This window comes from Shinella curvata (assembly GCF_022899935.1).
Classification (GTDB): domain Bacteria; phylum Pseudomonadota; class Alphaproteobacteria; order Rhizobiales; family Rhizobiaceae; genus Shinella; species Shinella curvata.
Genome location: NZ_JALJCJ010000007.1, coordinates 102,714 through 116,170, shown reverse-complemented (window position 1 = coordinate 116,170; position 13,457 = coordinate 102,714). Strand labels below are relative to the sequence as shown.

The window sequence follows — 13,457 nt, the reverse complement described above, 5'->3', positions numbered from 1 at the left end:
CGGGAAACCGCGTGACAGTTTTGCTGGCGCGGCTCAGAGCCGTGTCGTCAAAAGTTTGAACCCGGCAAAGGCAAAGAAGGCGGCCATGACGCCTTCGATAGCGCGGCGCGACTTCAGATAGGCCCGGTGCACCGGGCCTAGCGAGAAGACCAGCGCGAAGCCGAGGAAGACGCAGATCCCCAGAACCATGCAGCCGGCGATGAAGGTCGCCATGACGCCGCCCGGCGGCATGCCGAGCGATGTCAGCATGATCCAGTTGAAGATCGCCTTGGGATTGGTGATGTGGATGCCGAGGCCCTTGAGATATTGCCGGCGCGGTGACAGCGCGGGCATCGCCGCCATCTGGGCGCGGTAGGTTTCCTCGCTCCTGCGGGCGGCGCGCCAGGCATTCCAGGCAAGCCACAGCAGGTAGCAGCCGCCGACGATCTTCAGGACGATCAGCGCTTCGCCATAGGTACGGATGAGGGCCGACAGGCCTGAGGCGGTGAGGATCGCCCAGATATAGGAGCCGGTCAGCACGCCGGAGGCGAGCGCCAGGCCCGCCCGCCGTCCCCGGCTGATCGAGGTCGCGATGATCGCGATGATCGCCGGCCCCGGCGAGGCCGTCGCGATGAAATAGGCCGTCCAGGCGACGGCGAGTTGCGGCAGGTAGGGCGTGAGATCGGTCATGGTTCACCGCTGCTATTTCAGCGAACGATAATCGATCGTTTTTCCCGCTCCAAGCCGGAGAATTGCACCACATGTCCCTCTCATCCGGCCTTTCCAGGCCGAATGAGAGGACGCTATCCGAAAACCTCAGACGATCTCTTCGATCGCCGCGATCAGACGGTCGCATTCCTCGGCCGTGCCGATGGTGATGCGCAAAAAGTCCGAGATGCGGGGCTTGGCGAAGTGGCGCACCAGCACGGCGCGGTCGCGCAGGCCCTTGGCGAGCGTCTCGCCGCTGTGGCCGGGGTGACGGGCGAAGACGAAGTTGGCCTGCGAGGGCAGCACTTCGAAGCCGCGCTGGCGCAACGCGCCGGTGACGCGCTCGCGGGTCTCGATGACCTTGCCACGTGTCTCGTCGAACCATTCGCGGTCGTCGATGGCGGCTGCGGCGCCCGCCTGCGCGACGCGGTCGAGCGGATAGGAGTTGAAGCTGTCCTTGACGCGCTCCAGCGCATCGATCAGCGGGCGCTGGCCGATGGCGTAGCCGACGCGCAGGCCGGCCAGCGAGCGGGACTTCGACAGCGTGTGCACGACGAGCAGGTTGTCGTATTTCCTGGTCAGCGGGATCGCACTCTCGCCGCCGAAGTCGATATAGGCCTCGTCGACGACGACAGGCTGGTCCGGGTGTTCGGCGACCAGTCTCTCGATGGCGGAGAGCGGCAGGCCGATACCGGTCGGCGCATTCGGGTTCGGGATGATGATGGCGCCGCAGGGGCGCTCATAGTCCGCAAGATCGATGGTGAAATCGTCCTTCAGCGGGATTTCGACCGATTCGATGCCGAACAGCCGGCAATAGGTCGGGTAGAAGCTGTAGGTGATATCGGGATAGGCGAGCGGCTTGTCGTGCTTGAGAAGTGCTACGAAGGCGTGCGCCAGCACCTCATCCGAACCGTTGCCGACGAAGACTTCGTCAGCGTCGACGCCGTAGAAGCGGGCGATGGATTGGCGCAGCGCCAGCGCCGACGGGTCGGGATAGAGCTTCAGGCTGTTGGCGACGGCGGCCTGCATGGCGGCGATCGCCTTGGGCGAGGGGCCATAGGGATTTTCGTTGGTGTTGAGCTTGGTGAGGTTTTGAATGCGCGGCTGCTCGCCTGCGACATAGGGCTTGAGCGTGGCGACGATCGGCGACCAGAATTTGCTCATGACGTCAGTTCCTGCGATTGGCTATGAAATGGGCGGTTTCGATCAGGATTCCGGCCCGATGGCTGAACGGCGCAAGAAGCGCCTCGGCCTCCGTCACAAGCGCCTGAAGGCGGTCTTCCGCCCAGGCCTGGCCGCGGCGCGACACGAGCGTCGCCTTGCCGCGATCGGCATCCTTGCCCGTCGCCTTGCCCATCGTCGCGGCATCGGCGGTGAGATCGAGCAGATCGTCGGCGATCTGGAAGGCGAGGCCCACGGCCTCGCCGTAGCGGCGCAGCGCCAGCCGTTCACCATCGGACGCGCCGGCGATGATCGCACCCGCTTCGCAGGCGAAGCGCAGGAGCGCACCGGTCTTCATCGCCTGAAGCGTGATGATGCCGTCCTCGTCCGGGGCCGTTTTCTCCGCCGCGAGGTCGAGCATCTGGCCGCCGGCCATGCCGCCGATGCCGGCGGCGCGCGCCAGCGCCAGAATGAGCGCCATCTTGGTGGCGTCGGACAGGCGCGTCTCGGGCGCTGCGACGATATCGAAGGCGAGCGTCAGCAGGCTGTCGCCGGCGAGGATGGCGGCCGCCTCGTCGAAGGCGATATGCACGGTCGGCTGGCCGCGGCGCAGGTCGTCGTCGTCCATCGCCGGCAGGTCGTCATGCACCAGCGAATAGCAGTGGATGCATTCGAGTGCCGCACCGATGCGCAGCGCCGTTTCGCGCGCGACGTCGGGAAAGAGGGCCGCCGATTCGATGACAAGGAAGGGCCGCAGGCGCTTGCCGCCGTTCAGCACGCCATGGCGCATGGCGGCCATCAGGCGCTCGGGGCGGGCGATCTCGTCCGGCTGCCTGTCGGCGGAGAGCAGTGCCGCAAGCAGCTTTTCCACGGCTTCGGCATTGTCCTTCAGACGGGACTGGAATTCCTGGTGACGTTCGCTCATGGCCGCTCTTTGGCATGGGTGCCCGAAGGAGGCAACGGGAATGCCGGGATGATGGTAAAGAATCGCGGCGAAGCGCTGGTTTTTGGTGAGCCGTGACGGTATGAAGGCGCAACGACGCAAGGATGGGCGCCGGCACTTGGACATCGTACCGGAAACACGGGCAGACACGGTCAATTCGGAGGCAGACGCCGGTGGCAAGGATGGTTGGATGACCCGCCTCCGCCGGAACTGGCGACGGATCGTTCTCGCCGTTCTGGCCTTCGTCGCGCTGCCCTATGTGCTGATCCTGTTTTATGCGGTCGATTTTGTCCGCCCGGTTTCCACCCTCATGCTGCGCGACCTCGTTCTGCTGCGTGGCTACGATCGGCAATGGGTGGCATTCGAAGATATCTCTCCCCACCTGGTGCAGTCGGTGATGATGTCGGAAGACGGCCAGTTCTGCCGCCATTCCGGCGTTGATTGGGGCGAGATGCGGGCCGTGGTCAACGAGGCGCTGGCCGGAGAACAGACGCGCGGCGCCAGCACGATCCCCATGCAGACGGCCAAGAACCTGTTCCTCTGGAACGGGCGCTCCTTCCTGCGTAAGACGATGGAGCTGCCGCTCGCGGTCGTTGCGGACTTCGTGTGGAGCAAGCGGCGGCTGATGGAGATCTATCTCAACATCGCCGAATGGGGCCCGGGCATCTATGGCATCGAGGCGGCTGCCCAGCACCATTTCAATGTGCCGGCGGCAAAGCTTTCGCGCCGGCAGGCGGCCCTTCTCGCCGTCTCGCTGCCCAATCCCTACGAGCGCAATGCTGGCAAGCCGGGGCGCGGGCTGCAGCGGCTGGCGCGGCTCATCGAGCGGCGGGCGAGCGGTTCTGGCGATTATATCAAATGCCTTTATGAGTGACTTCAGGGCTTTTCATTGGCGCTCCAGCCGCTGAACCCCTACGGTTCGTCGCGCGCAAGGAGCATCATATGTCGGACCTCATCCTCTATGTCGGCAACAAGAACTATTCCTCCTGGTCCTTCCGGCCTTGGATCGCGCTGGAAGCGGCGGGCGTGCCCTTCACGGATAAGGTGATCCCCTTCGATTTTGCCGCTGGCAACCCGCAGTTCCGCGACCTCTCGCCGACGGGCAAGGTGCCGGTACTGCATCACGGCGCGGTCAGGGTCTGGGAATCGCTTGCGATCATCGAATATGTCGCCGAGCTTTTTCCCGAAAGAGGCCTCTGGCCTCGGGATGCAGCGGCCCGCGCCGAGGCGCGGGCAATCTCGATGGAAATGCTCTCGGGCTTCCGCGCCATCCGAAATGCTTGCCCGATGAACATTCGCCGCAAGCCGGGCAAAATCGATCTTCCCGATGGCGTGAGGGATGACGTCGCGCGCATCGAGACGATCTGGAAGGATGCGATCGCCCGCTCCGGCGGCCCGTTCCTGTTCGGCGCGTTTTCGGCGGCGGATGCGATGTATGCACCCGTGGTCAGCCGCTTCGAGGCCTATTGCCTGACGCAGGACGAAACGGTACTCGCCTATATGGCGCGCGTGAAGGCGCATCCGGCCTGGCAAAAGTGGCAGGCGGCGGCGGAAGCCGAGCCCTGGATCGTCCCGGAAGACGAGGTCTGAGGGTCAGAGTCGAAAAAAACGGCACGAGGACTGGTCAAGCAGGCTTTTGCTGTGTATAAGCCGGCCCAATTTCCGAAATAACGACATATTCTTGTCAGCCATTCGGTGGCGTGAGGATGTGTTTGCCCGATAAGTGGAGTTAGTGAAATGGCTGTACCGAAAAGAAAAACGAGCCCGTCCAAGCGCGGTATGCGCCGTTCCGCAGACGCTCTGAAGGGTTCGACCTACGTCGAAGACAAGAACTCGGGCGAACTGCGCCGTCCGCACCACATCGACCTGAAGACCGGCATGTACCGCGGTCGCCAGGTTCTGACGCCGAAGGAAAGCGCATAATCTGCGCTTCGGCATCTGCTGAGATCAAGGCCCGGGAAACCGGGCCTTTTCTTTTGGCCGCATCCTTTCCGGCCGGCGTGACATTTTCTCGAACCGAATCTTCCGCTAAGACGACGGGAACGCCGCCAGATCCGTGCGGCCACTGGAGCCCTTGCCGATGCTTTTGGCCATACCGCTGCTGATCATCCCCCTCGCCATCTATAACCTCGCCATGACAGGGCTGTTCGGCGATGGCGGCATCGCCGTGCTCGACAACGAGGTGATGGCGGTCAACATGCTCTCGGGCACGACCTGGACCATGGCCTTCGGCGACCTGCTCATCTTCATCGCCCTTGTGCTGCTCTTCGTGGAAATCCTGAAGGCCACGCGGCCGGGTTCGCGGGCTCTCCTCGACCATATGCTGTCGATGGTGCTGTTCGTGGCCGCACTGGTCGAATTCCTGCTGGTGCAGGCCGCAGCGACGCAAATCTTCTTCATTCTCATGACGATCTGCTTCATCGACGTCATTGCCGGCTTTGCGGTATCGATCCGCACGGCAGGCCGCGATCTTTCGATCGGGCTTTGAGGCGGCGCGGGCGAGCCCGCGCCAGCCCGGCTTCTTCAGCTGAGATTGTCGAGCTTCGTCTGGAGCGCGCGCAGCTGCTCCTTCAGTTCGTCGAGATCCTTCGGCTCCGCCTTGCGCGTTTCCTTCGGCGGCGCGGCATTGGCGAAGGGCGAGAACATCTTCATCGCCTGCTGGAAGAGTTCCGTGTTGCGCCGTGTCGTTTCCTCGATGAGTGCCATGGGCACCTGGAGGTTCTTGGCGAGCGGCGTGTCGCCCAGCGCCTTGTTGATCTGCTCGCGCATCTGCGACTGCTGCTCGGTGAAGGCCTGCATCGAGTGCTCGAGATAACTCGGTACGACCATCTGCATCTGGTCGCCGTAATAGGAGATCAGCTGGCGCAGGAAAGAGATCGGCAAAAGCGTGTTGCCGGTCTTGGATTCCTGCTCGAAAATGATCTGGGTCAGCACCGAATGGGTGATGTCCTCGCCGGATTTCGCGTCCTGCACGGTGAAGTCCTCGCCCTTCTTCACCATGACCGCGAGATCGTCGAGCGTCACATAGGTGCTCGTGCCGGTGTTGTAGAGGCGCCGGTTCGCGTATTTCTTGATGACGATCTGACCGTCGTTCCTGGCCATTAGGGTCTCCTCATCCCCGTATTTCCATTTCTTTTTTGGTCCGGGGAGTATCGGCAAAAAGTCGGCGGCTGACAATCGAATTGTGCGATGCGGCGAGGAATGCTGCGCAACATGGATTTTCATGCTGCAGGTCCCGCGCATGAAATTTTAGCGGCACCGGATATCCCCGTTTGACTCTCCCCCTTCGCTTTGCCAGTTTCGATTTCGGGAGAACCGCCGGGCTCGCGCCGTTCGTGCGCCGGGGCCGGTTCCAGGACCGATAGCCCGGTCGCAGAATTGAGGAAGTACATCATGAGCACCCCGTCCATCGTCATCGCCAGCGCCGCCCGCACCGCGGTCGGATCGTTCAACGGCTCCTTCGCGAACACGCCCGCCCATGAACTCGGGGCAACGGCCATTTCGGCGGTTCTGGAACGCGCGGGCGTCGAGGCGGGCGAGGTCAACGAGGTGATCCTCGGTCAGGTACTGCAGGCCGGCGAAGGCCAGAACCCGGCCCGCCAGGCCGCCATGAAAGCCGGCATTCCGCAGGACGCGACCGCCTGGACGATGAACCAGCTCTGCGGCTCCGGGCTTCGCGCCGTGGCGCTCGGCATGCAGCAGATCGCGACCGGCGATGCCGGCATCATCGTGGCCGGCGGCATGGAGTCCATGTCGATGGCGCCGCATTGCGCGCATCTGCGCGGCGGCGTGAAGATGGGCGATTTCAAGATGATCGATACGATGATCAAGGACGGCCTGACCGACGCCTTCTACGGCTATCATATGGGCATCACCGCCGAAAACGTCGCCAAGCAATGGCAGCTTTCGCGCGACGAGCAGGATGTCTTTGCCGTGGGCTCGCAGAACAAGGCCGAGGCCGCCCAGAAGGAAGGCCGCTTCAAGGATGAAATCGTTCCCTTCATCGTCAAGGGTCGCAAGGGCGATGTATCGGTCGATGCCGACGAATATATCCGCCATGGCGCCACGCTGGAGCAGATGACCAAGCTTCGCCCCGCCTTCGACAAGGAAGGTTCGGTCACGGCCGCCAACGCCTCTGGCCTCAACGACGGTGCTGCCGCCGCCCTTCTGATGAGCGAAGCCGAGGCGTCGCGCCGCGGTATCCAGCCGCTCGCCCGCATCGTGTCCTGGGCGACGGCCGGCGTCGATCCGAAGATCATGGGCACCGGGCCGATCCCGGCTTCGCGCAAGGCGCTCGAGCGCGCGGGCTGGAAGATCGGCGATCTCGACCTCGTCGAAGCCAACGAAGCCTTTGCCGCCCAGGCCTGTGCGGTTAACAAGGACCTCGGCTGGGATCCGTCGATCGTCAACGTCAACGGCGGCGCGATCGCCATCGGTCATCCGATCGGCGCGTCCGGCGCCCGCATCCTCAACACGCTCCTCTTCGAGATGAAGCGCCGCGGCGCCAGGAAGGGGCTTGCCACGCTCTGCATCGGCGGCGGCATGGGCGTGGCGATGTGCGTCGAGAGCCTGTAAGCATCGACTGACATTCTGCTTTGCCAGGACCTGCCGCCCGCGGGGCGTCGGGTCGACTCAAAAAACAGTATCAGGGGAGTGAGCCAGATGAGCAGGGTAGCGTTGGTAACGGGCGGATCGCGGGGCATCGGTGCGGCCATTTCGGTGGCGCTGAAGGCTGCGGGCTACAAGGTGGCTGCGAGCTATGCCGGCAATGACGATGCCGCCAATGCTTTCAAGGCGGAGACCGGCATTCCGGTCTACAAGTGGGACGTTTCGAGCTACGAGGCCTGTGTCGAGGGCATCGGCAGGGTGGAGGCCGATCTCGGACCCGTCGACATTCTCGTCAACAATGCCGGCATCACCAAGGACGCGATGTTTCACAAGATGACGCCCGACCAGTGGGGTGCCGTCATCAACACGAACCTGACGGGTCTCTTCAACATGACCCATCCCGTATGGACCGGCATGCGCGACCGCAGCTTCGGACGCGTCATCAACATCTCCTCGATCAACGGCCAGAAGGGCCAGATGGGCCAGGCGAACTATTCCGCCGCGAAGGCCGGCGACCTCGGTTTCACCAAGGCGCTCGCCCAGGAGGGTGCCGCCAAGGGCATCACGGTCAACGCCATTTGCCCCGGCTATATCGGCACGGAAATGGTGCGCGCCATTCCCGAAAAGGTATTGAACGAGCGGATCATCCCGCAGATCCCGGTCGGCCGCCTCGGCGAACCGGAGGAGATCGCCCGCATTGTCGTCTTCCTCGCCTCCGACGACGCCGGTTTCATCACTGGCTCGACCATCTCGGCGAACGGCGGACAGTTCTTCGTCTGACGCGCATCGGAAAAACGGAACACGGCGCCCTCGGGCGCCGTTTTCATATGGTATCATGAGAAGAAGCGAGGGTGCCATGAAACAGGAAAAGCTCGATGACGCAGCAATCGCCGAGGCGCTGGCGGCACTCGACGGCTGGATCCGTGCCGACGACGGCATCGCCATCGAAAAGACGTTCAAGTTCAAGAGTTTCCGCGAGGCTTTCGGCTTCATGACGGAGGGAGCGCTGGCCGCGGAGAAATTTAATCACCATCCCGAATGGTTCAACGTCTACAACCGCGTCGACGTGCGGCTCACCAATCACGATGCCGGCGGCCTGACCGATCTCGATTTCAAACTGGCGGCGGCGATGGAGAAGGCGGCGGCATCTCGCACGAAGAGTTGAAGGCGCGTGAAGCCATCCCCATATGTTTTGGCGCCGGGCTTTGCCGGCGCTGCCACCCAAGGGAGGCCTGAATGGATGATGTGAAGATCGGCGAGATCCTTCTGCCTGGAGACCCGGACGAGCAGGAGCGTCAAGAAGGCCGCGTGAAGAAGCGGTTCTGGCCGGTTTTGAAGCGCGCGATGCGGCAGGTGCCGTTCTCACGCGATCTTGTCGCATCCTACTATTGCGCGCTCGACCCGCGCACGCCGGCAAAGGTGCGCGGCATCCTGCTTGCAGCGCTTGCCTATTTCGTGCTGCCGCTCGACGGTATCCCGGATGTCTTCGCCTTTGTCGGCTTTTCCGACGACATTGCGGTCCTCACCGCCGCCTTCGCCGCCATCCGTGGCCATGTCCGAGAGGACCACTACAGATCGGCTGACAAGGCGCTTGCGGACGAGCCGGGCATGCAGCCTGCGGGTTAAGGTGGTTGTGCTGGTTTGTCCCACACCTCTGTGGGTCAAATTCTTGCCCTAATCGTTGTGCCATTAGTGGGTTTCGACGGGTTCTATCTCACCAAATGGGGACTGGACATGCCCGCCTTTCACGGCAAGGGCAGTAGCGGTTTTCAACGCCAATTTGTCCCGGTGCGGCACGGAAGACCTTTGGAAATTGGGTGCATGTTGACGGTTTGGTAACCTGAATTAAGTCAAAATGAACCAGATCGTCATCATGCAAGGCCGAGACCGGATGGAAGGCGCCCGCCTTCGACCGGCAATCACTGGCAAGACAACCGGCAGGAAAACATGTTCGTAAGAAAGCTCGCAACCGCACTCGCCCTCGTCATCGCGACCGCAGGCGTTGCCTCGGCCCAGTCGCCGACGCGCATTCAGCAGTTCAACGCCTGGGGTGCCTATTCCTACCAGGCGAATGGCGGCAAGGTCTGCTACGTTCTTTCCGTGCCGAAGGAAAAGACGCCTCCCGGCGTTGATCACGGCGATGTCTTCTTCCTCGTTTCGCAGCGCCCGGGCCAGAACATCAGCTATGAGCCGCAGGCGATGATGGGCTATCCGCTGCAGGAAAACTCCAAGGTCAACGTCGTCATCGACGGACGCACCTTCGTGATGTTCACCAAGGGCAACTCGGCCTGGGTGGAAAACGCCGCCGAAGAGCCCGCGCTCGTCAACGCCATGAAGACCGGCAAGGACATGCAGGTGCAGGCGAAGTCGCGTCGCGGCACCGGCACGGCCTATTCCTATTCGCTCTCGGGGATTTCGGCTGCGTTGAAGCAGATCGAAGGCTGCCGCTGAGGCACGCACCCATTCACAGCAAAAAGGCCGGCGCAATGCCGGCCTTTTCCGTTTTGAGGGTGGAGTCTTCCATGAAAACCCTTCTGTTGCTGCGTCATGCAAAATCCGCCTGGCCGGAGGGCGTCGACGATCATGAACGTCCGCTTGCCGACCGCGGTCGCCGAGATGCGCCGCGCATCGGCGCCTACATCGCCGAGGCGGGTCTGTGGCCGGATTTTGCGCTGGTCTCGTCCGCGCGGCGAACGCTGGAAACCTGGGCGCTCGTCGAGCCGGCGCTTGGCAAGGCGTGCCCGTCCCGAACCGTATCTTCGATCTACGAGGCAGAGCCGGCAGCCATTCTGGCGGCGATTCACACGGCTCCCCAGCGAAGCGAAACCTTGCTCGTCATCGGGCACAATCCAGGCTTCGAGGATCTGGCGGCGATGCTGGCGCCGGCCGGGAATGCGCATGCGATCGGCCAGCTCAAGACGAAATACCCGACGGCAGGGCTGGCGGTGATCGGCTTCGATGTGGGGCGGTGGAGCGATGTCGTGCCTGGAGCCGGGACGCTCGATACGTTCGTGACGCCGAAGACGCTGCCATAGGCGCAACAAACACCATCCCGTTACGGGCTTCTATCAGAAAATGTGATTGATGAAGCTTGATCCAAGAATTGATCTGAAGGGCCGTTTTGCCTAGAAACGCCCTGAAATCATTCTAGGGAAACCCTTCATGCGTCAACTTCTCCTCGCTTTCGCGGCCACGCTCGCGATTTCGCTTCCCGCCCAGGCTGAAGACGTCACGGTTGCCGTGACCGCCATCGTCGAGCATCCCGCACTCGATGCGGCCCGTGATGGCGTCAAGGAGGCGCTTGAGGCGGCCGGCTACAAGGAAGGCGAGAACCTGAAGTTCATTTACGAGTCGGCGCAGGGCAATCCTGCGACGGCCGCGCAGATCGCCCGCCAGTTCGTCGGCGAAGGCCCCTCCGTGATCGTTCCGATCTCCACGCCCTCGGCGCAGGCCGTCGTCTCCGCGACCAAGGACATTCCAGTCGTCTTCACGGCGGTATCGGACCCGCTCGGCGCGCAGCTGGTCACCGACATGGACAAGCCGGGCGGCAATGTCACGGGTCTTTCCGACCTGTCGCCGGTCGCCGAGCACCTGGCGCTGATCAAGGAAATCCTGCCGAACGCCAAGACGATCGGCTTCCTGTACAATTCCGGTGAAGCCAACTCCGTGTCGCTGCTTGCCGTTCTGAAGGCCGAAGCCGAAAAGGCCGGCCTGACGGTCGTCGAATCCGCTGCCACCAAGTCGGCTGAAGTGCAGGGTGCGGCGCGCGCCCTCGTCGGTCGTGCCGATGCGATCTACGTGCCGACGGACAACACGATCATTTCCGCGCTCGAAGGTGCCGTCGCCGTTGCCGAAGAGGCGAAGCTTCCGCTCTTCACCGCCGATACGGATTCCGTTTCGCGCGGCGCCGTCGCAGCACTCGGCTTCAACTACAAGGACGTCGGCAAGCAGACGGGTGAAATCGTCGTGCGCATCCTCAAGGGCGAAAACCCGGGCGATATCGCCGTGAAGGTTGCTGCCGGCACCGACCTCGTTGTCAACAAGGGCGCTGCCGCAAAGATGGGTGTCACCCTGCCGGAAGCCCTCGTCGGCCGTGCGACCCGCGTGATCGAATAATCAGGGTTCCAGACATTTCCAATCGGGATCAACCGCTGCCGGATCGCCCGGCGGCGGTTGATCTGTTAAAAAGGCCCTGCCGCCAAACGGGCGGAATGGGTAAAAGAGAAAGCCGAAAACCGTGAGCCTGATTGCCTTCTGGGGTGCCGTCGAACTGGGGTTGGTCTATGCCTTCGTCGCCGTTGGCGTTTACCTCGCCTTCCGCGTGCTGGATTTTCCGGATCTGACGGTGGACGGGTCCTTTCCGCTCGGCGCTGCCGTCACGGCCGTCCTGATCATCGCGGGTGTCAACCCCTGGCTTGCCGCATTCGTAGCCATGCTGGCGGGTGCCGGTGCCGGTCTCGTCACGGCGATGCTCAATGTGCGCTTCCGCATCCTGAACCTGCTCGCCTCGATCCTGACGATGATCGCGCTCTTTTCGGTCAATCTGCGCGTCATGGGCAAGCCGAACGTCGCCCTGATCAATGCAGAGACGATGCTGAGCCCCTTCTTTGGCCTGGGCCTGCGCGATTTCTACGTGCGCCCGCTTTTCATCGGTGTTCTCGTCGTCGTCGCCGTGATCCTCGTATGGCGGTTCCTTGAAAGCGACGCCGGCCTGTCGATGCGCGCGACCGGGGCGAATGCCCGCATGGCCCGTGCCCAGGGCGTCGATACCAATCGCCAGATCTATCTCGGCATTGCGCTCTCGAACGCGCTCGTCGCGCTCGGCGGCGCGCTTTTTGCCCAGACGAACGGCTTTGCCGACGTCACCTCCGGTGTCGGGACCATCGTCGTCGGCCTCGCTGCCGTCATCATCGGCGAGACGCTTTTTGGCACACGCGGTATTTTGATGGCCTTGATCGGCTGCGTGTTGGGCTCGATCCTCTACCGCATCGCCATCCAGCTCGCGCTGTCCTCCGATGTGCTCGGCCTTCAGGCCTCAGACCTTAACTTCGTGACGGCGCTGCTCGTCACCGTGGCGCTCGTCCTGCCGCGCCTTCGCCGCGGGGGAACCGCCTGATGATCTCCGTTTCCGATATCAAGGTCACCTTCGGCAAGGGCACGCCCCTGCAGAAGCAGGCGCTGAACGGCATCAGCCTCACGATCGAAGAGGGACAATTCGTCACCGTCATCGGCTCCAACGGCGCCGGCAAGTCGACGCTGCTCGGGGTTCTCGCCGGGGACGTCATCGCGACCGAGGGACAGGTGAAGATCGGCTCGGCCGATGTCACCCGACAGGGCACGGCCGCCCGTGCTGGCCGCGTTGCCCGCGTTTTCCAGGATCCGCTGACGGGAAGCTGCGGTGCGCTCTCCATCGAGGAGAACCTGGCGCTCGCCGCTCGCCGCGGTGAACGTCGTGGCCTGTCTTCGGCGCTTGGCCCGCAGCGCCGCGCGCATTTCCGCGAGCGCATCGCCGAGCTGAACCTCGGCCTGGAGAACCGCATGCGCGACCGCATGGACCTGCTGTCCGGTGGCCAGCGCCAGGCCGTCTCGCTCGTCATGGCAACGCTTGCCGGTTCCGAGGTGCTGCTGCTCGACGAGCATACGGCAGCGCTTGATCCTGGTATGGCGGAGTTCATCATGAACCTCACCCAGAAGATCGTCTCCGAACGCAAGCTGACCACGCTGATGGTGACGCATTCCATGCGCCAGGCACTCGACTACGGTCACCGTACCGTCATGTTGCACGGCGGCGAGATCGTGCTGGACGTAGCGGGCGACAATCGCCGGACCCTGCAGGTTGAAGACCTCATCGCCATGTTCCGCAAAATGCGCGGCGAGATGCTGGATGATGATGCCCTGCTGATCGGCTGAAACCGTCACATCATGTCACAATCAGATGAAAGCCGGCTACCTGTGCAGCCGGCTTTCGTCGTTATATGGCTTTTTTACAATGGCTTAGCCGAGAGCCCCAGAGGCGGGAGCCGTTGCAACAAAGGTGCAACAAAACTGTCGCAGACCG

17 protein-coding genes are annotated in these 13,457 nt (G+C 63.0%); 13 read left to right on the top strand and 4 right to left on the bottom strand.

What is annotated here, in order from left to right; translation table 11 throughout:
* Positions 1-33: 33 nt before the first annotated feature.
* From MUU55_RS23710 to MUU55_RS23700, 3 genes are all read right to left on the bottom strand, one after another.
* Complete coding sequence (locus MUU55_RS23710; protein ID WP_244763258.1) at positions 34-669, bottom strand: LysE family translocator; 636 nt, start codon at positions 667-669, stop codon at positions 34-36.
* A gap of 126 nt (positions 670-795) precedes the next feature.
* Positions 796-1,851 carry a histidinol-phosphate transaminase gene (gene hisC, locus MUU55_RS23705; protein WP_244763257.1) on the bottom strand — a complete coding sequence of 352 codons (1,056 nt, stop codon included), beginning with the start codon at positions 1,849-1,851 and terminating at the stop codon, positions 796-798.
* Positions 1,852-1,855: 4 nt separating this feature from the next.
* Complete coding sequence (locus tag MUU55_RS23700; protein WP_244763256.1) at positions 1,856-2,773, bottom strand: polyprenyl synthetase family protein; 918 nt, start codon at positions 2,771-2,773, stop codon at positions 1,856-1,858.
* A gap of 136 nt (positions 2,774-2,909) precedes the next feature.
* On the opposite strand from MUU55_RS23700, the gene mtgA reads away from it, so the two are divergent.
* From mtgA to MUU55_RS23680, 4 genes are all read left to right on the top strand, one after another.
* Entirely contained in the window at positions 2,910-3,665 is a 756-nt protein-coding gene (gene mtgA, locus MUU55_RS23695) for a monofunctional biosynthetic peptidoglycan transglycosylase (RefSeq protein WP_425314223.1), read from the top strand.
* A gap of 68 nt (positions 3,666-3,733) precedes the next feature.
* Positions 3,734-4,381 (top strand): glutathione S-transferase family protein, encoded by a 648-nt coding sequence (locus MUU55_RS23690; RefSeq protein ID WP_244763254.1) that lies wholly within the window; start codon positions 3,734-3,736, stop codon positions 4,379-4,381.
* Positions 4,382-4,528: 147 nt separating this feature from the next.
* Entirely contained in the window at positions 4,529-4,714 is a 186-nt protein-coding gene (rpmF, locus tag MUU55_RS23685; protein ID WP_024271259.1) for a 50S ribosomal protein L32, read from the top strand.
* A 157-nt stretch (positions 4,715-4,871) separates the two neighbouring features.
* The gene (locus MUU55_RS23680) at positions 4,872-5,279 is read left to right on the top strand and encodes a hypothetical protein (RefSeq protein WP_244763253.1); all 408 of its coding nucleotides are present in this window, start codon (positions 4,872-4,874) and stop codon (positions 5,277-5,279) included.
* 35 nt (positions 5,280-5,314) lie between these two features.
* Here the strand turns inward: MUU55_RS23680 and phaR are convergent, their stop codons facing one another.
* Positions 5,315-5,893: a polyhydroxyalkanoate synthesis repressor PhaR gene (gene phaR, locus MUU55_RS23675; protein ID WP_244763252.1), complete on the bottom strand. Its 579-nt coding sequence runs from the start codon at positions 5,891-5,893 to the stop codon at positions 5,315-5,317.
* Positions 5,894-6,184: 291 nt separating this feature from the next.
* On the opposite strand from phaR, the gene MUU55_RS23670 reads away from it, so the two are divergent.
* The 9 genes from MUU55_RS23670 to MUU55_RS23630 all read left to right on the top strand — a co-directional run bounded on the left by MUU55_RS23670 (position 6,185) and on the right by MUU55_RS23630 (position 13,309).
* Entirely contained in the window at positions 6,185-7,366 is a 1,182-nt protein-coding gene (locus MUU55_RS23670; protein ID WP_244763251.1) for an acetyl-CoA C-acetyltransferase, read from the top strand.
* 87 nt (positions 7,367-7,453) lie between these two features.
* Positions 7,454-8,179, top strand: a complete 726-nt coding sequence (phbB, locus tag MUU55_RS23665; RefSeq protein ID WP_244763250.1) for a beta-ketoacyl-ACP reductase — start codon at positions 7,454-7,456, stop codon at positions 8,177-8,179.
* A 76-nt stretch (positions 8,180-8,255) separates the two neighbouring features.
* Positions 8,256-8,564 (top strand): 4a-hydroxytetrahydrobiopterin dehydratase, encoded by a 309-nt coding sequence (locus tag MUU55_RS23660; RefSeq protein WP_244763249.1) that lies wholly within the window; start codon positions 8,256-8,258, stop codon positions 8,562-8,564.
* A 71-nt stretch (positions 8,565-8,635) separates the two neighbouring features.
* Positions 8,636-9,025, top strand: a complete 390-nt coding sequence (locus MUU55_RS23655; protein WP_244763248.1) for a YkvA family protein — start codon at positions 8,636-8,638, stop codon at positions 9,023-9,025.
* Between the two features lie 321 nt (positions 9,026-9,346).
* Positions 9,347-9,850, top strand: coding sequence for an invasion associated locus B family protein (locus MUU55_RS23650; RefSeq protein ID WP_244763247.1), 504 nt, complete (start codon positions 9,347-9,349; stop codon positions 9,848-9,850).
* A gap of 71 nt (positions 9,851-9,921) precedes the next feature.
* The gene (locus MUU55_RS23645) at positions 9,922-10,434 is read left to right on the top strand and encodes a SixA phosphatase family protein (protein ID WP_244763246.1); all 513 of its coding nucleotides are present in this window, start codon (positions 9,922-9,924) and stop codon (positions 10,432-10,434) included.
* 127 nt (positions 10,435-10,561) lie between these two features.
* The gene (locus MUU55_RS23640) at positions 10,562-11,515 is read left to right on the top strand and encodes an ABC transporter substrate-binding protein (protein WP_244763245.1); all 954 of its coding nucleotides are present in this window, start codon (positions 10,562-10,564) and stop codon (positions 11,513-11,515) included.
* A 121-nt stretch (positions 11,516-11,636) separates the two neighbouring features.
* Positions 11,637-12,515, top strand: a complete 879-nt coding sequence (locus tag MUU55_RS23635; protein WP_244763244.1) for an ABC transporter permease — start codon at positions 11,637-11,639, stop codon at positions 12,513-12,515.
* A complete protein-coding gene (locus MUU55_RS23630) occupies positions 12,515-13,309 on the top strand; it encodes an ABC transporter ATP-binding protein (RefSeq protein WP_244763243.1) in 795 nt (264 codons plus the stop codon). Before MUU55_RS23635 ends, MUU55_RS23630 begins: the two co-directional genes overlap by 1 nt.
* Positions 13,310-13,457 lie beyond the last annotated feature (148 nt).